Here is a 22,077-nt window from a genome sequence, read left to right as displayed (position 1 = left end):
CCCAACGAGTGCTAATAATAAGGCAATTCGGCCAGGTTTCAAGGGGTAGGGCCGGATGTGCCGCAAGACGGCACATCCGGCGCGGAGTGCGGAACGCCACTACACATTAGCTTTTCCGCCACTGATCTTTAGTTTTTCGGGGCGCGCCCGCGCTGGCCAGCGGCGAAGCGCGGCCTGCAGGAGCACACAGAACTTCCGGCGAAAGGCTGTCGCTGAATCACCATGCAGCCTTGCGGGCTGTGACCTGACGTCGCATCGAAGGCGCGCTGGCCGTGGTGCTGAGCGCACCCAAGATCAGCCAGCCGTGCAGAGTGACTGTCCTTGATCAGGCGCGGATGAGGAGCGAAGCATCTGGCGATGCCGCCAGCCCTGAAGCTTGGATGACCACCATGTGGCTGCAACTGATAGGTCACGAGGTGGCCGTGAGCAGCAGCAATCGCTGCGGAGCAGTTGGCAACTGCAGACTTTCTAACGATGGCCTCAGGCTGATCTACGCCCTTCACTGTGCAAAGCGAGAGTGACAGGGACGACCAACACCGGCCGTTGAAGGCTTCCATTGTCGGACGACCGCTTCACCGTTTGGAAGTGGCCAGTCGATTCTTCGGTGCGCCGTGCTTCGCCTCGAAGGCCCCATTTCGCGCTGCACCGCTGATTCCGGTCGACTCAATGCCGTCGCTCCGACTGGTTTCAACGAAGGTGGAATCAGCCCACGATGGTGCTCGCGCCGAGCGTCCGCACTCAGGCGTTGGTGCGCAGGTTGGTGCAATGACGATGTAGGATTTGGATACAATGAAAATAAGAAGCATTCTTGTTTGCCGCTGCATATTGCCCCGGTGCCTTTCCTCCTGCTTCACTCGTGCCGCTTTCCCATGCCCGCCGCCGACCGCGCCCTTGTTCCCGATGTCGCCACTCTCTACTCCGACCACCACGGCTGGCTGCTGGGCTGGCTGCGCAAGCGCCTGGGCAATGCCTTTGATGCGGCCGATCTGACCCAGGACACCTATGTGCGCCTGCTGGGCCGTAGCGGCGCCGAGATCCAGGCCATTCGCGAACCGCGTGCCCTGCTGATGACCATTGCCCAGGGTCTGGCCGCCAACCTCTACCGCAAGCGCTGCGTGGAGCAGGCCTATCTGGACGCCCTGGCCCTCATGCCCGAGGCCGTGGCCCAGTCCCCCGAGCACCGCGCCATCGTGCTGCAGACCCTGGTCGAGGTGGACCGCCTGCTGGCCCTGCTCCCACTGCCCGTGCGCCAGGCCTTTTTGCTGTCGCAGATCGACGGCATGAGGCAGGCCGACATCGCGGCTGAACTGGGCCTTTCCGTGCCCACCGTGCGCCGCCATATCGCGCGGGCCGTGGTGCAAGTCTGCTTTCTGGACGACGACGGCGCATGAGCCTGCCCATTCCTCTTGCGGTGCGCGAGCAGGCCGCCGAATGGCTGGTGGAGCTGCAGTCCGATGATCACAGCGCCGGCACGCGCGAGATGCTGGTGCAGCGCCTGCAGCACTGGCGCGAATCCCATCCCGACCATGAGCGCGCCTGGCTGCGCATAGAGGCCATGGGCGCACGCCTGCAGCCGCTGTCCGGTACGCCGGCCAGCGTGGCCCTGGCCCAGGCCGCGCGCACGGCACGCGGGCGCGGGCGGCGCTTGGCGGTGCGCAGCCTGGCCGTGCTGCTGTTCACGGGCGCGGGTGCCGGTGCCGTGGCATGGAGAGGTCCGGCATCCTCGGGCGACTGGCTGGCCGGCCTGGGGGCGGACCTGCGCACGGGCACGGCCCGGCGGCGCAGCCTGCGCCTGCCGGACGGCACCCAGCTGCAGATGAATGCCGACAGCGCGGTCGACCTGGATTTCAGCCCGCAGCAGCGCCTGGTGCGCCTGCGCGGCGGCGACATCGAGGTGGCCACGGCCCAGGGCCTGAAGGATAGTGCGCCGCCCTTGCTCGTCGAAACCCGCCATGGCCGCATACGTGCCCTGGGCACGCGCTTCGTCGTGCGCCAGCGCGGCCAGGGGCCCAGCCGGGTTGCGGTCTTTGAAGGCGCCACGGAGATCGCGCCCCGCGAACGGCCCGGCCACCTCCATCTGCTGCAAACAGGCCAGCAGGCGCAGTTCGACGCTCAGGCCACCACGCCGGCCGGGCCCGCCGATCCGGCCCTGGCAGCCTGGACGCGCGGCATGCTGGTGGCCCAGGACATGCCGCTGGCCGAGTTCCTGGACCAGCTGTCGCGCTACCGGCCCGGCCACCTGGGCTGCGATGGCGCCGTGGCGCAGCTGCCCGTCAGCGGCACCTATCCGCTGGCCGACACCGACCAGGTGCTGGCCATGCTGCTGGCCACCCTGCCGGTGCGCCTGCGCACGGCCACGCGCTACTGGGTGGTGGTCGAGCCGGCCTGATTTCCTGGCTCTTGTCGATCCTGGCTGATCGCTTTTCGCGTCTCGCGGGGCAATGGAGATGAAGCGCTTTTTCCTGCGCCCGCATTCCATTGCCAACCATCCAGGACCGAGGGACACGCACACCATGGGCCATCACCCGACTTTTCGCGCCACACGACTGGCATTTCAACTGCGGCAGGCCTTGCGCCCCGCCGTTCTGGCACTGCCGCTGGTGGCGGTGCTTGCCCCGGCGCAGGCCCACGCACAGGCACAGCCCCACGCACAGGCACAGCCCCACGCCCAGGCAGTGCAGCGCTACGACATTCCTGCCGGGCCGCTGACCGCCACGCTCAATCGCTTTGGCGCCCAGGCGGGCATCCTGCTGTCCTTCTCCACCGCCCAGACCGTAGACAGGACCAGCCCCGGCGTGCAGGGTGATCGAACCGTGGACCAGGCCCTGTCCGCGCTGCTGGCCGGCACGGGCCTGCAGGCCCTGCCGCGCGAGGGCGGCGGCTTTGTGGTGCGACCGTCCCTGGCCGTGGGAACGCCCACCGGCGCGGCCACGCTGGCCGAGGTGCGCGTCACCGCCCAGGCCGAGCGCAGCGCCGTCACCGAGGGCACGCAGTCCTACGCCGCCAGCGAATCGCGGGCCGCCACGGGCCTGTCCCTGTCGCTGCGCGAGACGCCGCAGTCGGTCAGCGTGATCACGCGCCAGCGCATGGACGACCAGGGCATCGTGCTGCAGGAAGACATCGCCCGCCAGACCACGGGCCTGAGCTATGCGCAGTACGGTCCCACGGGCGGCGACACCAACCAGTTCTTCGCGCGGGGCTTTCAGATCAAGAACTTCCAGGTCGATGGCGTCAACCGCCTGTTCAGCGACTACCCGGCCATCTTCCAGACCAGCGACATGGCCATGTTCGACCGCGTCGAAGTCGTGCGCGGCGCCTCGGGGCTGATGAGCGGCGCGGGCACGCCCGGCGCCACCATCAACTTGGTGCGCAAGCTGCCCACGGCCGAGTTCCAGGGCAGCGCCAGGCTCACGGCAGGCTCCTGGGATTTCGCACGTGCCGAGGTGGATCTGTCATCGCCGCTCAACGCCTCCGGATCGGTGCGCGGGCGCATCGTGGCCGTATCGCAGAACCGCCATTCCAAGGTCGACTACGAGCAGGACCGCAGCCGCTCGCTGTACGGCGTGGTGGAGGCTGACCTGTCGCCGTCCACGCTGGCCACCGTGGGCTTTTCCGCGCAGGACTACGACGCTTCTGGCGTAGGCCGTGGGGGCCGGCCTTTCTTCTACACGGATGGCACGCGCATCGATTGGAGCCGCTCCGCGTCCTCGGGCGCGCGCTGGGCCTCGGCACGGCGGGACTACCGCAGCGTCTTCGCCTCGCTCGAGCACCGCATGGCCAGCGACTGGCGCCTGAAGGCCATCTACACGCTCGACCGCAGCAGCTATGACGAGATTCCGGGCTGGACCAATGAACAGCCTGTGGACCGCACCACCGGCGCAGGTGCCGGCCTGTGGGCCGCCTGGTGGACGGGGCGGCCTCGGCAGGACACGCTGGACCTCACGGCTTCCGGTCCCTTCCAGCTGCTGGGACGTCAGCACCAGGCCGCCTTCGGCGCCAGTGTGGCGCGCACGCGCAACGACAGCGGCTCGCATGGCCGCTGGGCCTTCCCCGGCTGGGACAACACCATAGACAACATCTTCACCTGGGATGGCCGCACGCCGGTGCAGCCCGACAACCCGGTACTAGGCCGCAGCGCGGCCGTGGAACGCAGCAGCAGTGCTTACGGATCGCTGCAGCTGCGCCCCACGGACCGGCTGTCCGTCATCGCGGGCGCACGCATCACGAACTGGAAGCGTCGCGACAGCTACACCGATTTCGCCAGCGGCGAGACCAGCGGCAGCGCCATGGCCGAAAACGGCAAGCTCACGCCCTTCGCCGGCCTGGTGCTGGACGTGGGCCGCGATTGGTCGGCCTATGCCAGCTATACCGATATTTTCCAGGCGCAGAGCAGCCTGGACATCCACGGCAAAAAGCTCGATCCCCTCCTGGGCCGCAGCTACGAGCTGGGCCTCAAGGGCGAGCTGCTGGACAAGCGCCTGCAGGTGGGAGCCGCCATCTACCGCCTGCTGCAGGACAACGTGGCCCAGGCCATCACGGGCAGCTACGCGCCCAATGGCGAGCAGGCCTACCGTGCCGTCAAGGGCGCCGAAACGCGTGGCTTCGAGGTGGAGATGACCGGCGAAATCCGCCGCCACTGGAACGCCTCCGTCGGCTTTGCCCGCAACATCGCGCGCGACGCCGAGCGCAACCGCCTGAACCCCGAAATCCCGCGCAACACCCTCAAGCTGTTCACCACCTACCGCCTGCCTCACATAGGCCACGGCCTGACCGTGGGCGGCGGCGCGCGCTGGCAAAGCGGAACCTGGAGCGACCTCTCCTTCCTGGGCCTGCCCAACGTCAGCCGTGTCGAGCAGAAAAGCTATGCTGTGGCCGACCTGATGGTGCAATACGCCATCAATCCGAAGCTCACGGTCTCGGCCAACCTCTACAACGTCTTCGACCGCAAGTACCAAGGGGTTTCGACCTCGTCGTACTACGGGGAGGCGCGGAATATGCGCGTGGCGGTGTCTATGAAGTTCTGAAATGTTTTCAGCTGCGCCCCGTGTGAACGTCGTCAGCATCAGTGGATGTGCTGTCCGCCGTTGATGGCGATGTTTGCGAGGGTAGAGCTGTCAGGGTGTCATGGCGAGCCTGGCCGTCCATCCGTGTTTCGGGACTGCAAGTTTGAGTGGGGGTGAGACGATCACTGGCACGGGGCGAGCGCCCGGAGAATGTCCTAGCCTTCGAGTAGCCCCACCATTTGGGCCAGCGCTTGTCGCAGGGGCTAAGGACTGCTTGGCGCCATGCAGCGTGAGTTCGCCCGGCGGCGGGGGGCGGCAGCTGCCGAGGCAAAGCCGACACCGACAGGCCTGCGACAAACGACGGCAACGGGTAGCTGCCACACAAGAGCCCATGGCAACCCGCGACGCCGCCGCACATCGGCCCTGAGCCCTTGCGCCTCGGCCGATAGCTCGCTCCTCAGCCTTGCTGGCCAAAAAACTAAAGTGCAGTGGCGCGTTTTCCGTACAGACGAAAGTTCAGTGGCGCATCTCTCTAAGGATCGATGGTGCATGGCTTGCGAGGACGTGAGAAATCAACGAGTTATCTGCGTGACGCGCGGCGTGTTCAGTGGCGTTCCGCACGGAGCTTGCGCAATGGAGCCGCACGGCCGCCCTCATTTTTTCATCAACAATTCAACAATAGTTGTATTATTGATGTATGCAAGAAACCCAAGTCATCCGATCGCTTTCGGCCCTGGCCCATGAAGCGCGCCTGCGCGTTTTCCGCGCCCTGGTAGTCGCCGGCCCTGCGGGGCTTACGCCCAGCGCCTTGGCCGAACAGTTGGGTATCGCACCCAACGCGCTGTCGTTCCACCTCAAGGAGCTGTCCCATGCCGAGCTGGTCAGCCAGGAGCGCCTGGGCCGCAATGTGCTGTACCGGGCGTCCTTTGCGGCGATGAACGACCTGCTCGCCTACCTTACCGAAAACTGCTGCCAGGGCGCCGCATGCGCCACGGTGGATGCCTTGCCCTGCAACTGCTGAACGGAGTCCACGATGAAACGCTTCCATGTCCATATGCACGTCGACGATCTGGCCAAGAACATCGCGTTCTATTCCCAGCTGTTTGGTGCCGAGCCCGCCCGCGTGGAAAGCGACTACGCGAAGTGGATGCTGGATGAGCCCCGGGTGAACTTCGCCATTTCGACGCGAGGCGAGAAAGCCGGCCTGGACCACCTGGGCTTCCAAGTGGATGAGGCCGAGGAGCTGGATGCGCTCAAGGCACGCGCCAGGGCCGCCGACCTGGCGATGCTCGACGAAGGCGCCACCACCTGCTGCTATGCACGCAGCGACAAGCACTGGATCACCGATCCCCAGGGGATTGCCTGGGAGCACTTTCATTCGCTGGAGAACATTCCCGTGTTTCACGAGGCCCCTGATGCAGCTGTCGGAGCCAGCGGCGCGTGCTGCGCGCCGACGGCCCCGCGCCAGGCGGCCGCATCTGCCTGCTGCGCCCCAGGCACCGTAGCTTCCTCTTCCTCCAAGTCCTGCTGCTAAGCCACCATGTCTGATTCCATCACCCCCCTGAATGTCCTGTTCCTGTGCACTCACAACTCGGCGCGCAGCATCCTGGCCGAAGCTTTGCTCAACGACATGGGCAATGGGCGCTTCAAAGCGTATTCGGCCGGCAGCAGCCCCCGCGCGAATCAGCAGCCCAATCCCTTGAGCTTGCAGGTGCTGCAACGTGCCGGCGTATCTGTGCAGGGGCTGCGCAGCAAGAGCTGGGATGAGTTCGCGGCCCCGCAGGCGCCGCAGATGGACCTGATCATCACCGTCTGCGACAACGCAGCTGGCGAGGTCTGCCCGATCTGGCCCGGCCACCCCGCCACCGCCCACTGGGGATACGCCGATCCCTCGCAGGGAGACGCATCTGAAGAGGTCAAGCTGGAAGCATTCCGACAGACTCTGCACATGATGCGCCGTCGTCTGGAGCTGCTGGTCAATCTGCCCGACGACAAGCTGGAAAAGGCAAGGCTGCAGGGCACCGCCCGCGAACTGGCCTCCCACTGACGCCCCCTTCGTCCACGAATGCGCGCCTTCTGAAACCCGAATCTCCCAGCACCGTGCTCATGGCAGTCCTGATCTTCATCTCCACCCTTGTGCTGGTTATCTGGCAGCCGCGCGGCCTGGGCATTGGCTGGAGCGCCTCGCTGGGCGCGGTCGTTGCCCTGCTGGCCGGCGTGGTGCATCTTTCCGACATTCCAGTGGTCTGGGGCATCGTGTGGAATGCGACCGCCACCTTTGTGGCCGTCATCATCATCAGCCTGCTGCTTGACGAGGCCGGCTTCTTCGAATGGGCCGCGCTGCACTTCGCACGCTGGGGCGGCGGCCGGGGCAGCAAGCTGTTCGCGTTCATCGTGCTGCTGGGTGCGGCTGTGTCCGCCTTGTTCGCCAATGACGGCGCCGCCCTGATTCTCACGCCCATCGTGATGGCCATGCTCGTGGCGCTGGGCTTTTCGCCCTCCGCCACGCTGGCATTCGTCATGGCGGCAGGCTTCATCGCCGACACGGCCAGCCTGCCGCTGATCGTCTCCAACCTGGTCAACATCGTCTCGGCCGACTTTTTCAACATCGGCTTCAACGAATACGCCTCGGTAATGGTGCCGGTCAATCTCGCCTCGGTGCTGGCCAGCCTCGCCATGCTGATGCTGTTCTTTCGGCGCGGCATTCCTGCAACCTATGACCTGGCCCAGCTCAGGCGCCCGGCCGATGCGATCCGCGATCCGGCGACCTTTCGCGCGGGCTGGGTGGTCCTGGTCCTGCTGTTGGTCGGCTTCTTCGGGCTGGAGCCGCTGGGCGTGCCTGTCAGCGCGGTCGCGGCCGCAGGTGCCGCCCTGCTGCTGGCCGTGGCGGCACGCGGCTGCGTCATCAGCACCCGCAAGGTACTGCATGGCGCGCCGTGGCAGATCGTCGTGTTCTCGCTGGGCATGTATCTGGTGGTCTACGGATTGCGCAATGCCGGGCTGATCACCTCTATCGCATCCGTTCTGGACCGCTTTGCCCAAGGCGGCGTCTGGGGCGCAGCCATCGGCACGGGAGTGCTCTCGGCCCTGCTGTCGTCTGTGATGAACAACATGCCCACCGTGCTGGTGGGTGCGCTGTCGATCGATGCCTCCAGTGCCACCGGCGTGGTCAGGGATGCCATGGTCTACGCCAACGTGATCGGCTGCGACCTGGGCCCGAAGATTACGCCCATCGGTAGCCTGGCCACGCTGCTGTGGCTGCATGTACTGGCCAGCAAAGGCATGACCATCGGATGGGGCTACTACTTCAGGGTCGGTACGGTTTTGACGGCCCCCGTGCTGCTCATCACGCTTGCCGCCCTTGCGCTGCGCCTGAGCGTGGCTGCCTGAATTCCCTCACAGAACCCACCTGCCATGAGCACCATCACGATCTATCACAACCCCGCCTGCGGCACATCGCGCAACGTGCTGGCCCTGATCCGCAACAGCGGCGAGGAGCCCGCCGTCATCGAATACCTCAAGACACCGCCCGACCGGGCCACGCTGGAGCGGCTGCTGGCGGACCTGGCCCTGCCTGTGCGGGAGGTTCTGCGGCAAAAAGGTACGCCGTATGACGAGATGGGCCTGGGCGACCCGGAATGGACCGATGCCCAGCTGATCGACGCCATGCTCCGGCACCCTATCCTCATCAATCGCCCCATTGTGGTGACGCCACTGGGCACGCGCCTGTGCCGGCCATCCGAGGTGGTGCTGGACATACTGCCGCGTCCCCAGCAAGGGGCATTCTCCAAGGAGGACGGCGAAGCCGTCATCGACGCGGCAGGACAGCGTGTGGCAAAGCACTGACTTGCCAGATCCGGCCCCTGCGTGGCCAAAGGTGGCGAGGCAGCAACGACCTGCCGCTGTGGCGCGCCGAAGCCTCAGCGGCGCCCCGCTCCTGAGCCTGCTCACCACCCGGGGCGGCTCACGATCCCTTCGGCCGCTGCCTTGAAGTTCGCCATGACTTCATCGATCGGCTGACCCATCTGCGCATGGACGATGGCGCCATCCGCCACCAGGGTGAGCGCAGCGCCCACGGACACGGGATGGCCACCGAACAGGCGATCCAGCACGGACGACATTTCCTGCTTGTGCCGCCGGACCGTCGCCAGGATCTCAGGGTCGGACGAGCCCAGTTCGGCAGCGGCATTGAGAAAGGCGCAGCCCCGAAAGTCGGGCTGGCCGAACCAGCTCCTGAGGGTGGTGGACAGGGCATCCAACGCTGACGAGCCCCCGGCGGCCTCCTGCGCCAGGCTGGCCTGGAACCAGGAAATCCACCGTTCATGGCGGTAGTCGAGGTACGCCCGGATCAGGTCGTCCTTGCTGGCGTACTGGCGGTAGAAGGTGACTTTGCTGACCGACGACCGCTCGATGATCCGGTCCACGCCCGTGGCCCGGATGCCCTCTGCGTAGAAAAGGCCATGGGCTGCCACCAGGATGCGCTCGCGGGGCGGCAATGACTCGAGAGATGGCTGGGAAGTTTTCATGAAGACATTGTAGACAGATCGTTCCACCTCCGTTAGAGTGGCGCATGTAGACAGATCGTTCTACATCTTTTCAAAGGTCACATCATGGAAACTCGCCCACCCCTGCCCCCGTTCTCTCTCGCAAGCGCCGTCCAAAAGGTCCGTTTGGCCGAGGATGGATGGAACACACGCGATGCGGCCAAGGTCGCGATGGCCTATACCCTCGACACGAAATGGCGCAACCGGGCGGAGTTCGCCAACAGCCGCGCCGAGGCCCAGGCCCTTCTTGAGAGGAAGTGGAAGAAGGAGCTGGACTACCGGCTGATCAAGGAGCTTTGGCTGTACGCGGAAAACCGGATCGCAGTCCGCTACGCCTATGAGTGGCACGACGATGCCGGGAACTGGTTCCGGTCGTACGGCAACGAGAACTGGGAATTCGAGGCCGACGGTCTCATGCGCCGGCGCTTCGCATGCATCAACGACATGCCCATCCAGGAATCGGAGCGCAAGTTCCACTGGCCGCTGGGGCGTCGCCCCTATGACCACCCCGGTCTGTCCGACCTGGGCCTGTAGGCAAAGCCCCGGGCCACGTCCCCAGGCAGCCAGCCGCTGCCGCGATGGCCTGGGCGGGAAGGCGCTCCGCCTTACCGACTCAGCGCCTTGCGGACCTCCGCCTGGAACGCCTCGCTGTTGCGAAGGCGCAGGTACTCCTGGTATGCGGCCCGATATTCCTGCGTTTCGACTCCGTAGGAGATCGATATCTCCGCATGGCGGTCTAATCCGGCGCGGCGCCAGAGTGCGAGATCGGCGATGACTTCGGCGCGGGAAAGCGCTGCGTCCGATGTGGCTGCCGAGGCGTCTTGCGGCTGCGAATGGGCTGCGAAGCAGCTCGAGAAGGCTATGGCCGCAAGCGCCGGCTTCAGGATGCGTGCGGCTGCAGCAACGGTGGGGGAGGGGGTTGTGTTTGGCATGGTTTGACGGATGGGGGTGGGTGGAGCCGGGCCATGGCTTCGGCCGCCCGCGTCGGCAGGGCGCCTGGGCCGCGTGTCCCGCAGGGGTGTTCGGTTGCTTTGCTGTGTGTGGAAAGGGGGCTCCTTTCGGGAAGTGGCAGGTTCAGGGGGCAACGCTGGCGGGAAGACCGTGGCTGGCGGTTGCCAATGCCCTGGAAGGCAGGGGCTCCGGCGTCCAGCCGCCGCCCAGCGCCTTGAAGATCGCCACCGTCGAGCGCGCCGACTCCATCCGGGCCTGCGCCTGTGCATCGAGCACGCCCAGCAGGCTTTCATCCGCCTGCAGCACCTCGATCAGGCTGACCACGCCCTTGTCGTAGGCGGAGCCTGCGGCCTGCCGGGCCCGCGTGAGCGCATCCGCACCCCTGGCGAGCACGGCCATCAGCTCCTGCCGCCTGTCCAGCGAGACCAGGGCGTTCTCCACTTCTTCCGTGGCGCGCAGTACCGACTGCCGGTAGGCGGCAAGGCTTTCCGCCTCCTGTGCCTGCGCCTGGTGGATCTGGGCGTTGATGCGACCGAAGTCGAACAGCCGCCAGCGCAGGCCGCCCACAACGCTGGCCTGCGATGCGCCGGCGCTGAAGAGATTGCCCGCGGAGATGGAGGTGGCGCTGCCGATCAGGCCGCTGATCGACAGCTTCGGGTAGTACTCGGCGATCGCCACGCCGATGCGTGCGTTCGACGCTGCCAGGCGCCGCTCCGCCGCGATGAGGTCCGGGCGTCGCCGCAGCAGATCGCCGGGCGCCTCCGCCAGGGAAAGGGTTGGCAGCACGGGGACCGGGCGGGGATCGGCCAGTTCGGCCCGGTGCGTGCCGGGTGCCGTGGCCAGCATCACGTCCATGGCGTTGAGGGCGGCCTCGAGCGCGTTCTCCAGCGGCGGGATGGTTGCTTGCGCCCGCGCAAGTGCCCCCTCGACCTGGCGCAGCTGAAGCTCGGGTGCCAGGCCCTTGTTCCACCGCAGTTCGACGATGGAGCGCAGTTGCTGCTGGGTCCGCACCTGCGAGCGTGCCACTGCCAGCCGCGCCTGCAGGCCGCGAATCTGGATATAGGTGTCCGCAGTCTGGGCGGCCACCGCGAGCCGCACGGCAGTGGCGCCGGCTTCCGATGCCTGGTACTCGGCCAGGGAAGCCTGCCTGGCCTTGCGCAGGCCGCCGAAGAGATCAAGCTCCCAGCTGGCTCCGAGGTTGGCCTCCTGGGCGCTGCCGTAGCGATCGAACCCCGGCATGGAGTCGAGCACCCGGCCCAGCGGAGTCTCGACCGACTGATAGCTCGTGGCCGTTTGCGCCGAGACCTGGGCCGACGGCAGCAACGCAGCTGCCGCCGCGTCCAGCCCGGCGCGTGCCTGAAGCACGCGGCCAGCGGCCTGGGCAACATCCAGGTTTTGCTGCAGTGCCGCCGTGACGAGGCGCGCCATTTGCGCATCGCCAAAGGCTGCCCACCAGGCTGCAAGGTCCGTGGAGGAGGCCGGCGAGGGCGGCTTGGTCTCACCCAGAACGCGGCTGCCCATGTAGGCCTGGGGCAGGGCCGTGGCGGGCGGCTGGTAGTCAGGGCCTACCGCACACCCTGCACAGAGGCTGGCGAGCATCAGAAAGACGGGGGCGGCAAGACGCGGCATGTTCAACAGTCAGAAGCGTGGTGATGCTGTGACTATATTCCAAAATGGTCACTTGCATAGTATTTTTTTGATGGAGTAAGCTAGGCCGCATGAGCACCACCAACGTCTATCCGACCTCTGCGCGCGGCCCGGTCGAACACGATGTCCGGCAACAGATCGTGACTGCGGCGAAAGCGCATTTCAGCCGCTATGGCTACGAGAAAACCACGGTGTCCGACCTTGCCAAGGCCATCGGCTTTTCCAAGGCCTACATCTACAAGTTCTTCGAGTCCAAGCAGGTCATCGGCGAGATGATCTGTTCCCACTGCCTGATGGAGATGGAGGCGGAGATCCGCCAAGCCGTCGCCAGCACGGATGCGCCTCCCGAGCAGCTGCGGCGCCTGTTCAAGGCGATCGTCGCTGCCACGCTGCGGCTTTTCTCCGAGGACCGCAAGCTGTACGAGATCGCCATTTCGGCGTCGGCCGAGCGCTGGCAGGCAGCGCAGGCCTATGAGGAACGCATGCATCAGCTGCTGCTGCAGGTGCTCGACGCCGGGCGCCAGCGGGGCGACTTCGAGCGCAAGACGCCGCTGGATGAAACCGGGCGCGCCATCTTCCTGGTCATGCTCCCCTATCTGAACCCGGTGATGCTGCAGCACAGCCTCGACCATGCGGACGAGGCGCCCGCACAACTGGCCGGATTGGTGCTGAGAAGCCTGTCGCCCTAAATCCTGCAGTTGTGACCATTGACATAAATGGTCACCAATCACAGAATCGGGTCCTGCTCATTGATCGGGACCCCCTCATGCTTCGGCACCGCCATCTGTCCATCGCCGCTGTCGGCGCACTGTCACTTGCACTCGCAGCCTGCGGCAAAAGCCCGCCGCCGGATCCGCGCACCCAGCCACCCCTCGTTCGCACCGTCCTGGTAGCGCCAGGCAATGCTTCCGAGCGCGTCTTCACCGGCACCATCGCGGCCAGGGTGCAGGGCGATCTTGGATTTCGCGTGGCCGGCAAGGTGCTCGAGCGCCTGGTGGATACAGGCCAGACGGTCAGGCGCGGCCAGGCATTGCTGCGCCTCGACCCGGTGGACCTGAAGCTGGCCGCCCATGCCCAGCAGGAGGCCGTCGCAGCCGCCAGGGCACGGGCTCAGCAGGCCAGCGACGAGGAGCAGCGCTACCGGGACCTGCAGGGAACGGGTGCCGTTTCGGCCTTGGCCCATGAACAGATCAAGGCGGCCGCGGATGCCGCCCGCGCCCAGCTCAGGGCGGCCGAAGCGCAGGCCGCCGCAGCGCTGAACGCCAGCCGCTACGCTGAACTGCTGGCCGATGCCGATGGCATCGTGATGGAAACACTTGCCGAGCCTGGCCAGGTCGTCAGTGCCGGCCAGGTGGTCGTGCGCCTCGCCCATGCCGGCAGGCGCGAAGCGGTCGTCCAGTTGCCCGAGACACTGCGCCCCGCGCTGGGCTCGGCGGCCCAGGCCCGCCTGTTCGGCAGGGAGGAGGTGGTCATCCCCGCCAGACTGCGCCAGCTGTCCGATGTGGCGGACCGGGCCACCCGCACCTTTGAGGCCCGCTATGTGCTGGACGCCGGCGCGGCGGCCAGCGCCCCGCTGGGCAGCACGGTCACGCTCAGGATTGGCGGGACATCGACATCGACATCGACAGCGACGGCCGGCAAGGCAACCCTGCAGGTCCCCATCGGCGCCATCCTCGACGAGGGCAAGGGCGCCGCTGTCTGGGTGGTGCAGGGCGATCAGGTCAGGCGCCAGCCCGTCACCGTGGTTCAGGTGCAGGACGGCAATGCCCAGGTGGCGGGTGCGCTCGGCCAGGGGGACCGGATCGTCGCGCTCGGCGCGCATTTGTTGAGCGAGGGGGCGCAGGTGCGGCTGGACAGCGAGGCGCCGGCGCCTTCAACGGCAACAACGGCAACAACGTCCACGGCGTCCTCCGTGTCCACGGGAGTGTCCCGTGAGTGAAGGCCGTTTCAACCTATCGGCGCTTGCCGTCCGTGAGCGTTCCATCACGCTGTTCCTGATCCTGCTGATTTCGCTGACGGGTGTCTTTGCCTTCCTGAAGCTGGGCCGGGCGGAAGATCCGGCCTTCACCGTCAAGGTCATGACCATCATCACGGCCTGGCCTGGCGCCACCCCGCAGGAAATGCAGGACCAGGTGGCAGAGAAGCTGGAAAAGCGCCTGCAGGAGCTGCGCTGGTATGACCGCACCGAAACCTTCGTCAGACCGGGGCTGGCCTTCACCACGCTGACCCTGCTCGACTCCACGCCCCCCGGCGAGGTGCAGGAGGAGTTCTACCAGGCCCGCAAGAAGCTCGGTGACGAGGCCCGCAACCTGCCGGCGGGCGTGATCGGCCCGATGGTGAACGACGAGTACGCCGACGTGACCTTTGCGATCTACGCCCTCAAGGCGCGCGGCGAGGAGCCCCGGGCGCTGGTGCGCGATGCCGAAGCCTTGCGCCAGCGTCTTTTGCATGTGCCGGGCGTCAAGAAGGTCAACATCGTCGGCGAGCAATCCGAGCGGATCTACGTGGAGTTCTCGCACGAGCGCCTGGCCACGCTGGGCATCAGCCCGCAGGACGTCTTCGCGGCATTGAACAACCAGAACGCACTCACGCCTGCCGGGTCGGTGGAGACCCAGGGTCCGCAGGTGTTCATCCGCCTCGACGGGGCGTTCGACGCGCTGCAGAAGATCCGCGACACGCCCATCGTGGCCCAGGGTCGCACGGTCAAGCTGTCCGACATCGCCACCGTCCAGCGCGGCTACGAAGACCCCTCGACCTTCATCATCCGCAACGGTGCGGAGCCGGCCTTGCTGCTGGGCGTCGTCATGCGCGACGGCTGGAACGGGCTGGACCTGGGCAAGGCGCTGGACCGGGAGGTGGGCGCCATCAACGCAGACATGCCGCTGGGCATGGGCCTGACCAAGGTGACGGACCAGGCCGTGAACATCAGCGCCTCCGTCGACGAGTTCATGCTCAAGTTCCTGGCCGCGCTGCTGGTCGTGCTGGTGGTGTGCTTCGCCAGCATGGGCTGGCGCGTTGGCGTGGTGGTGGCTGCGGCCGTGCCGCTGACGCTGGCGGCCGTGTTCATCATCATGGCCGCCACGGGAAAGAATTTCGACCGCATCACGCTCGGCTCGCTGATCCTTGCGCTGGGCCTGCTGGTGGACGACGCCATCATCGCCATCGAGATGATGGTAGTGAAGATGGAAGAGGGCTACGACCGCGTGGCCGCGTCCGCCTACGCCTGGAGCCATACCGCGGCGCCCATGCTGTCCGGAACGCTGGTGACGGCGGTGGGCTTCATGCCCAACGGGTTCGCACGCTCCACGGCGGGCGAGTACACCAGCAACATGTTCTGGATCGTCGGCATCGCGCTCATCGCGTCCTGGGTGGTGGCCGTGGTGTTCACGCCCTATCTGGGCTTGAAGATGCTGCCCCCTCTCAAGAAGGTCGAAGGCGGACATGCGGCGATGTATGGCACGCCCCGCTACGAGCGCCTGCGGCGCGTGCTGGGCAAGGTGATCGCCCGCAAGGGCATGGTGGCGGCAGTCGTGGGCGGGCTCATGGTGGCTTCCGTGCTGGGCATGTCCATCGTGAAGAAGCAGTTCTTTCCCATCTCCGACCGGCCCGAGGTGATGGTCGAGGTGCAGATGCCCTACGGCACCTCCATCGGCCAGACGAGCGAGACCACCCGCAAGGTGGAAGCCTGGCTGCTGCAGCAGCCCGAATCGGAGATCGTGACCGCCTATATCGGCCAGGGCGCACCGCGCTTTTTTCTGGCCATCTCGCCTGAGCTGCCCGACCCGTCGTTCGCCAAGATCGTCGTGCGCACCGCCAACCAGGCGCAGCGCGACGCACTCAAGCTCCGGCTGCGCGAGGCCATCGCCCAGGGACTGGCTCCGCAGGCGCAGGTGCGCGCATCGCAGATCGTGTTCGGGCCGTACTCCCCGTTCCCCGTGGCGTATCGCGTCTCCGGCCCCGACCCGCAGCGGCTGCGCGACATTGCCGGCCAGGTGCACCAGGTGCTGCACGACAGCCCGATGATGCGGACCGTGAACTCCGACTGGGGCGTGCGCACCCCTGTCATGCGCTTCACCCTGGACCAGGACCGGCTGCAGGCCATGGGCCTGACCTCCGCGGCAGTCGCGCAGCAGCTGCAATTCCTGCTCAGCGGCGTGCCCGTGACCACCGTGCGCGAGGACATCCGCACCGTGCAGGTGATGGCGCGTTCTGCGGGCGGCACCCGCCACGATGTGGCCAGGGTCGGCGACTTCACGCTCACCAACGCCACTGGCCAGCGCATACCGCTGTCGCAGCTGGGCGAGGTCACCGTGCAGATGGAGGAGCCCGTCATGCGCCGCCGCGACCGCATGCCCACCATCACGGTTCGCGGAGACATCGATGACAGCCTGCAGCCGCCCGATGTCTCGGCGGCCATCACCCGGCAGCTGGAGCCCATCAGGAAGGCGTTGCCTGCGGGCTACCGCATCGACGAGGCCGGCTCCATCGAGGAATCCGGCAAGGCCATGACGGCCATGCTGCCCCTGTTCCCGATCATGATCGCCATCACGCTGATCATCATCATCTTGCAGGTGCGGTCGATATCGGCCATGGTCATGGTGTTCCTGACCAGCCCCCTGGGATTGATCGGCGTGGTGCCGACGCTGATCGTCTTTCAGCAGCCCTTCGGCATCAACGCACTGGTGGGGCTGATCGCGCTGTCAGGCATCCTGATGCGCAACACGCTGATCCTGATCGGGCAGATCCAGCACAACGAGCAGGAGGGGCTTGCGCCGTTCCAGGCGGTGGTGGAGGCCACTGTCCAGCGCGCCCGGCCCGTGATCCTGACCGCGCTGGCGGCGATCCTGGCCTTCATCCCGCTGACCCAATCGGTGTTCTGGGGAACGCTGGCCTATACGCTGATCGGCGGCACGCTCGCCGGCACGGTGCTGACGCTGGTCTTCCTGCCCGCCATGTACTCGATCTGGTTCAGGATCAGGCCTAGCGAAGCACGGCGCTGATGCACGGCACACGCGCCCAGGGCTTTGGCCGATTGGCCACAATGGGGCATCCCGTTCCAGGCTCAGGAGGCCATGCATGTCCGATATCCGCTGCGGCGATTCCATCCACCCACGCGCATCCCTGGGCCGCCGCTGCGCGCGTGCCGCCGCTCCCCTGCTGGCGGCGCTGCTGCTGTCGCCGCTGGCCCAGGCCGCGCTTAAGGTGGGCGACAGCGCGCCGCGCTTCACCACGCCGGCTGCGGTGGCGGGCAAGGCCTTCGATTTCGACATGGCGGCCACGCTCAAGAAGGGGCCGGTGGTGCTGTATTTCTTCCCCAAGGCCTTCACCCAGGGCTGCACCATGGAAGCCCATGCCTTTGCCGAGGCCACGCCGCGTTTCGCGGCCATGGGCGCCACGGTGGTGGGCATGTCGCATGACGACATCGATACGCTCAAGCGCTTTTCCACCGAGGCCTGCCGCGACCAGTTCGCCGTGGCATCGGACCCGCAGGCGCAGACCATCCGCGCCTACGACGCCTCGGCCGCCGCCGACCCCCAGCGCGCCGACCGCATCTCCTACGTGATCGGGCAGGACGGCAAGGTCCGCTTCGTGCACATCGGCTCGGACCCGGACGAACATGTGCGCCAGACCGAGGCCGCGGTCAAGCGGCTGACCGGAAAGTAGCCCGCCGCGCGGCCCCTGTCAGGGGCCGTTGCCCTCGCCGGCCAGGATCTCGGCGTATTCCTCGTCCGTGAACAGCCTGGAGCGTGTGTGGAAGGCCTTGCCCGTGCTGCCCTCCAGCGAGAAGGTGCCGCCCTGGCCCTCGATCACGTCGAGGATGAGCTGGGTGTGCTTCCAGTATTCGTACTGCGACTTGCCGATGTAGAAAGGCGCGCCGCCCACCTGGCCCAGCAGCACGTCCTGGGCGCCTATCGTCAGCTCGCCGGGCAGGTAGCAGTTGGCGGCGCTGTTGTCGCAGCAGCCCCCGGACTGGTGGAAGAACACCGGCCCGTGCTGCGCCTGCAGGTCGGCGATCAGCGCCAGGGCGGCATCGGTGGCAATCACTTTGTCAACCATGGGTTGGTCCTTTCCTGGGCGGCCGGCCGCGCTGTGCGCCGCCGGCCGCATTCACCTGGGAAGAACTTCAGAAGAAGCCCAGCTTGTTCTCGCTGTAGCTGACCAGCAGGTTCTTGGTCTGCTGGTAGTGGTCCAGCATCATCTTGTGGGTCTCGCGGCCGATGCCCGATTCCTTGTAGCCGCCGAAGGCCGCATGCGCCGGGTAGGCGTGGTAGCAGTTGGTCCACACGCGCCCGGCCTTGATGGCGCGGCCCATGCGGTAGGCCACGTTGCCGTTGCGGCTCCACACGCCAGCGCCCAGGCCGTAGAGCGTGTCGTTGGCAATGGCCAGGGCCTCGGCCTCGTCCTTGAAGGTGGTCACGGCCAGCACGGGGCCGAAGATTTCCTCCTGGAAGATGCGCATCTTGTTGTGGCCCTTGAACAGCGTGGGCTGCACGTAGTAGCCGCCTTCCAGGTCGCCGCCCAGATGGGCCTGGCCGCCGCCGGCCAGCACCTCGGCGCCCTCCTGCTTGCCCAGGTCCAGGTACGACAGGATCTTGGTGAGCTGCTCCTTGGACGCCTGCGCGCCCATCATGCTGTCGGTGTCCAGCGGGTTGGCATGCCGGATGGCGGCCACGCGCTGGAGCACGCGCTCCATGAAGCGGTCGTAGATGCTTTCGTGGATCAGCGCGCGGCTGGGGCAGGTGCAGACCTCGCCCTGGTTGAAGGCGAACAGCACCAGCCCTTCGACGGCCTTGTCGAGGAAGGCATCGTCCTTGTCCATCACATCGGCGAAGAAGATGTTGGGCGACTTGCCGCCCAGCTCCAGCGTGGCCGGGATCAGGTTGTTGGCCGCGGCCTGGGCGATCACGCGGCCCGTGGAGGTGGAGCCCGTGAAGGCGATCTTGGCGATGCGCTTGCTGGTGGCCAGCGGCATGCCGGCCTCGCGGCCGAAGCCGTTGACGATGTTGAGCACGCCGGGCGGCAGCAGGTCGGCAATGAGCTCGGCCAGGATCAGGATGCTGATGGGCGTGGACTCGGCCGGCTTGAGCACCACGCAGTTGCCCGCGCCCAGCGCGGGCGCCAGCTTCCAGGCCGCCATGAGGATGGGGAAGTTCCAGGGAATGATCTGGCCCACCACGCCCAGCGGCTCCTGGATGTGATAGGCCACCGTGGTCTCGTCGATATGGCTGAGCGCGCCTTCCTGGGCTCGCACGCAGCCCGCGAAATAGCGGAAATGGTCCACGGTCAGCGGGATGTCGGCATTCAGCGTCTCGCGGATGGCCTTGCCGTTGTCCACGGTCTCGGCATAGGCGAGCAGCTCCAGGTTGGCCTCGATGCGGTCGGCGATCTTCAGCAGGACGTTCGCACGCTCGGCCGCGCTGGTGCGGCCCCAGGCGTCGCTGGCGGCATGGGCGGCGTCCAGCGCCAGTTCGATGTCTTCGGCCGTGGAGCGCGCGGCGCGGGTGTAGACCTTGCCGCTGATGGGGGTGACCACGTCGAAGTACTGCTCCTTGACCGGAGGTACGAACCTGCCGCCGATGAAGTTGTCGTAGCGGGCCTTGTAGGCGATCTTGGCGCCAGCGGCGCCGGGTGCTGCGTAGACGGTCATGCTGCTTGTCTCCTGAGGATGCTTATGGGTCTGTTGTGATCGGGTGTGGATCGGCATATCCGGCCATGGCCGGACGGCAGACATGATTCAAAAGCCGTGCCAGCCTGCAGGCAGCAGGGCAGGTGCCCGCAAAGGCACGCGGGACGTGGCTGCTGCGGGTATTCCCGTGCGCGTTCGCCCTGTGCCGTGACGTTCCGCAACAGGACAACTGTCCAGAAATGGAACAGTCGGGCGCCTGGCCTGCCACTTGGCTTGCCCGGTGCCCGCCGGCCCCGCATACTGGTCTGCAACGTGGCGCAATGACGCCCGAGCAGGAGACAGCATGCAATCGAGAGCCTCCCTTGTGGCCTTGCGCCAGGCCCGTCACAGCCTGATGGAGTCAGGCCTGTGCCCCAGCGGCCTGGTGGACGAGCGCCTGGCGCGCTCGTGGCAGCGCTGCATCGAGCAGGGACTGCGTCCCACAGGACGGCTGGGCGCCGCCGACAACCTGGAGCAGCACGCGCTGGGCGTGCTGCGCAGCCGCCACCATGCGCTGCTGGCGCATTCACGGCCCGTCATGGAATACCTGTCCGAGCAGGTGCGCGGCAGCCAGAGCGTGGTGGTGCTGGCCGGCCCCTGCGGCACCCTGGTGGATACCTGCGGCGACCCCTTCTTTCTGGGCAAGGCCGAGCGCGTGGCCCTGGCCAGCGGCGCGTCCTGGCATGAGGCGCAGCGCGGCACCAATGCCATCGGCACGGCACTGGCCGAGATGGACTCCATCGAAATCCAGGGCGGCGAGCATTTCCTGGAGCGCAACGGCTTTCTCACCTGCGCGGCCGCGCCCATCCTGTCGGGCACGGGCCAGCTGCTGGGTATCCTGGACATCTCCAGCGAACATGGCCGGGGCAGCCCGCACACGCTGGGCCTGGTCGGCACGGCGGCCCGCATGATCGAAAACCGCCTCATGGCCTGCGACGGCCAGCGCCACATCCGCCTGCACCTGCACGCGCGGCCCGAAGGCATTGGCACGGTGGCCGAAGGCATTGCGCTGATCTCCGCGGACGGATGGCTGGTGGGCGCCAACCGCGCCGCGCTGGCCCTGCTGCGCCTGTCGCGGGGGCAACTGGGCAGCGTGTCGCTGGAGCAGGTGCTGGACGCCGGGCTGGAGGAGCTGCTGTCACGCCAGCACCGCCAGCCCGATGCGGCCCAGCCGCTGCGGCGCCATGACGGCACGGCGCTGTTCGGCCAGCTGGTGCCGGACCGGCGCACGGTCCGGTCCTCGGTCGTGGAACGGGTTGCAGAGCAACAGCAACAGCAACAGGCGCCGCAGCAGCCGGCGCGCGATGCGCTGGCGCGGCTGGACACGGGCGATGCGCGCTGGCGCACGGCGGCCGACAAGGCCCGGCGCGTGCTGGGCAAGCCGATTGCGCTGCTCATCCAGGGCGAGTCCGGCGTGGGCAAGGAATGGTTTGCGCGCGCGGCCCACGACAGCGGGCCACGCCGCGACGGCCCCTTCGTGGCCATCAACTGCGCGGCCATGCCCGAGTCGCTGATCGAGGCCGAGCTGTTCGGCTACCGCCAGGGCGCCTTCACGGGCGGGCGGCGCGAAGGACAGGCGGGCCTGCTGCGCCAGGCGCACGGCGGCACCCTGTTCCTGGACGAGATCGGCGACATGCCGCTGTCGCTGCAGACCCGGCTGCTGCGGGTGCTGCAGGAGCGGCAGGTGGTGCCGCTGGGCGGTGGCACGCCCGTTGCGGTCGATTTCGCGCTGGTCAGCGCCTCCAACCGCAGGCTGCGCGAGGATGCCGACCAGGGGCGCTTTCGTGCCGACCTGTACTACCGCATCAACGGCCTGGCCGTGGAGCTGCCTCCGCTGCGCGAGCGCGGCGACTTCGAGGCGCTGGCCGCGCGCATGCTGGCCGACATCGAACCCGCGCGCCCGCTGCGCATGGCGCCGGCCCTGCTGGCGCAACTGGCCGGCCATGGCTGGCCCGGCAATCTTCGCCAGTGCGCCAGCGTGCTGAGAACGGCCTGCGCCATGCTCGATCCCCATGAGGACTGCCTGCAATGGCAGCACCTGCCCGATGACTTCCAGGCCGAGCTGGCGCAGACCGCCCGCAGCGGCCCCCGGCTCGACGCTGCGCCGCAGAGCCTGGATGAACTCTCGCGCTCGGCCGTGCGGCAGGCGCTGGAGAACTGCCGGGGCAATGTCACCCAGGCCGCACGCATGCTGGGCATCAGCCGCCAGACGCTGTACCGCAAGCTGGCCCAGGACCGTGCGGCGGACGGCTTGCGGCTGCAGTGA

General features: G+C 67.1%; 19 protein-coding genes. 14 read left to right on the top strand and 5 right to left on the bottom strand.

Annotated features, from left to right (window positions below):
- The first annotated feature begins 869 nt into the window (after nucleotides 1-869).
- The 8 genes from ACF8ML_RS04125 (at nucleotide 870) to arsC (ending at nucleotide 8,849) form a co-directional block, all read left to right on the top strand.
- Nucleotides 870-1,391, top strand: coding sequence for a sigma-70 family RNA polymerase sigma factor (locus tag ACF8ML_RS04125; protein WP_016445457.1), 522 nt, complete (start codon nucleotides 870-872; stop codon nucleotides 1,389-1,391).
- A complete protein-coding gene (locus tag ACF8ML_RS04120; RefSeq protein ID WP_392406357.1) occupies nucleotides 1,388-2,389 on the top strand; it encodes a FecR domain-containing protein in 1,002 nt (333 codons plus the stop codon). Before ACF8ML_RS04125 ends, ACF8ML_RS04120 begins: the two co-directional genes overlap by 4 nt.
- A 181-nt stretch (nucleotides 2,390-2,570) precedes the next feature.
- Entirely contained in the window at nucleotides 2,571-5,024 is a 2,454-nt protein-coding gene (locus ACF8ML_RS04115; protein ID WP_392406355.1) for a TonB-dependent siderophore receptor, read from the top strand.
- Between the two features lie 676 nt (nucleotides 5,025-5,700).
- Nucleotides 5,701-6,024, top strand: coding sequence for a helix-turn-helix transcriptional regulator (locus ACF8ML_RS04110; protein ID WP_016445460.1), 324 nt, complete (start codon nucleotides 5,701-5,703; stop codon nucleotides 6,022-6,024).
- 12 nt (nucleotides 6,025-6,036) lie between these two features.
- Nucleotides 6,037-6,537 (top strand): ArsI/CadI family heavy metal resistance metalloenzyme, encoded by a 501-nt coding sequence (locus ACF8ML_RS04105; protein WP_126310963.1) that lies wholly within the window; start codon nucleotides 6,037-6,039, stop codon nucleotides 6,535-6,537.
- A 6-nt stretch (nucleotides 6,538-6,543) separates the two neighbouring features.
- Nucleotides 6,544-7,050, top strand: a complete 507-nt coding sequence (locus tag ACF8ML_RS04100; RefSeq protein WP_016445462.1) for an arsenate reductase ArsC — start codon at nucleotides 6,544-6,546, stop codon at nucleotides 7,048-7,050.
- 53 nt (nucleotides 7,051-7,103) lie between these two features.
- A complete protein-coding gene (locus ACF8ML_RS04095) occupies nucleotides 7,104-8,393 on the top strand; it encodes an arsenic transporter (protein WP_016445463.1) in 1,290 nt (429 codons plus the stop codon).
- 24 nt (nucleotides 8,394-8,417) lie between these two features.
- The gene (arsC, locus tag ACF8ML_RS04090) at nucleotides 8,418-8,849 is read left to right on the top strand and encodes an arsenate reductase (glutaredoxin) (protein ID WP_016450895.1); all 432 of its coding nucleotides are present in this window, start codon (nucleotides 8,418-8,420) and stop codon (nucleotides 8,847-8,849) included.
- 101 nt (nucleotides 8,850-8,950) lie between these two features.
- Here the strand turns inward: arsC and ACF8ML_RS04085 are convergent, their stop codons facing one another.
- The gene (locus tag ACF8ML_RS04085) at nucleotides 8,951-9,529 is read right to left on the bottom strand and encodes a TetR/AcrR family transcriptional regulator (RefSeq protein WP_392406352.1); all 579 of its coding nucleotides are present in this window, start codon (nucleotides 9,527-9,529) and stop codon (nucleotides 8,951-8,953) included.
- Nucleotides 9,530-9,613: 84 nt separating this feature from the next.
- On the opposite strand from ACF8ML_RS04085, the gene ACF8ML_RS04080 reads away from it, so the two are divergent.
- Complete coding sequence (locus ACF8ML_RS04080) at nucleotides 9,614-10,081, top strand: DUF1348 family protein (protein WP_392406350.1); 468 nt, start codon at nucleotides 9,614-9,616, stop codon at nucleotides 10,079-10,081.
- Between the two features lie 71 nt (nucleotides 10,082-10,152).
- Here ACF8ML_RS04080 and ACF8ML_RS04075 read toward each other — a convergent pair whose 3' ends face one another.
- Nucleotides 10,153-10,479, bottom strand: coding sequence for a DUF4148 domain-containing protein (locus ACF8ML_RS04075; RefSeq protein ID WP_016450897.1), 327 nt, complete (start codon nucleotides 10,477-10,479; stop codon nucleotides 10,153-10,155).
- A gap of 142 nt (nucleotides 10,480-10,621) precedes the next feature.
- Nucleotides 10,622-12,127, bottom strand: coding sequence for an efflux transporter outer membrane subunit (locus ACF8ML_RS04070; protein ID WP_392406348.1), 1,506 nt, complete (start codon nucleotides 12,125-12,127; stop codon nucleotides 10,622-10,624).
- 89 nt (nucleotides 12,128-12,216) lie between these two features.
- Between ACF8ML_RS04070 and ACF8ML_RS04065 the strand changes: the two genes are divergently transcribed.
- From ACF8ML_RS04065 to ACF8ML_RS04050, 4 genes are all read left to right on the top strand, one after another.
- Nucleotides 12,217-12,834 carry a TetR/AcrR family transcriptional regulator gene (locus ACF8ML_RS04065; protein WP_338499704.1) on the top strand — a complete coding sequence of 206 codons (618 nt, stop codon included), beginning with the start codon at nucleotides 12,217-12,219 and terminating at the stop codon, nucleotides 12,832-12,834.
- A gap of 77 nt (nucleotides 12,835-12,911) precedes the next feature.
- The gene (locus ACF8ML_RS04060) at nucleotides 12,912-14,084 is read left to right on the top strand and encodes an efflux RND transporter periplasmic adaptor subunit (RefSeq protein ID WP_392406346.1); all 1,173 of its coding nucleotides are present in this window, start codon (nucleotides 12,912-12,914) and stop codon (nucleotides 14,082-14,084) included.
- Complete coding sequence (locus ACF8ML_RS04055; protein ID WP_392406344.1) at nucleotides 14,077-17,145, top strand: efflux RND transporter permease subunit; 3,069 nt, start codon at nucleotides 14,077-14,079, stop codon at nucleotides 17,143-17,145. Before ACF8ML_RS04060 ends, ACF8ML_RS04055 begins: the two co-directional genes overlap by 8 nt.
- A gap of 76 nt (nucleotides 17,146-17,221) precedes the next feature.
- On the top strand, nucleotides 17,222-17,809 hold the full coding sequence (locus tag ACF8ML_RS04050; RefSeq protein WP_043822113.1) for a peroxiredoxin: 588 nt from the start codon (nucleotides 17,222-17,224) through the stop codon (nucleotides 17,807-17,809).
- An 18-nt stretch (nucleotides 17,810-17,827) separates the two neighbouring features.
- On the opposite strand, the gene ACF8ML_RS04045 is transcribed toward ACF8ML_RS04050, so the two are convergent.
- Together ACF8ML_RS04045 and ACF8ML_RS04040 are read right to left on the bottom strand one after the other, a co-directional pair.
- Entirely contained in the window at nucleotides 17,828-18,202 is a 375-nt protein-coding gene (locus ACF8ML_RS04045) for a DUF779 domain-containing protein (RefSeq protein ID WP_202758583.1), read from the bottom strand.
- A 67-nt stretch (nucleotides 18,203-18,269) separates the two neighbouring features.
- Nucleotides 18,270-19,793 (bottom strand): aldehyde dehydrogenase family protein, encoded by a 1,524-nt coding sequence (locus ACF8ML_RS04040; RefSeq protein WP_012207447.1) that lies wholly within the window; start codon nucleotides 19,791-19,793, stop codon nucleotides 18,270-18,272.
- A gap of 322 nt (nucleotides 19,794-20,115) precedes the next feature.
- On the opposite strand from ACF8ML_RS04040, the gene ACF8ML_RS04035 reads away from it, so the two are divergent.
- Entirely contained in the window at nucleotides 20,116-22,077 is a 1,962-nt protein-coding gene (locus ACF8ML_RS04035) for a sigma-54-dependent Fis family transcriptional regulator (protein WP_141835349.1), read from the top strand.

Source organism: Delftia sp. WSY_10, assembly GCF_043104705.1.
Lineage (GTDB): Bacteria > Pseudomonadota > Gammaproteobacteria > Burkholderiales > Burkholderiaceae_C > Comamonas > Comamonas tsuruhatensis.
This window is presented reverse-complemented; position numbering and strand designations above follow the sequence as displayed.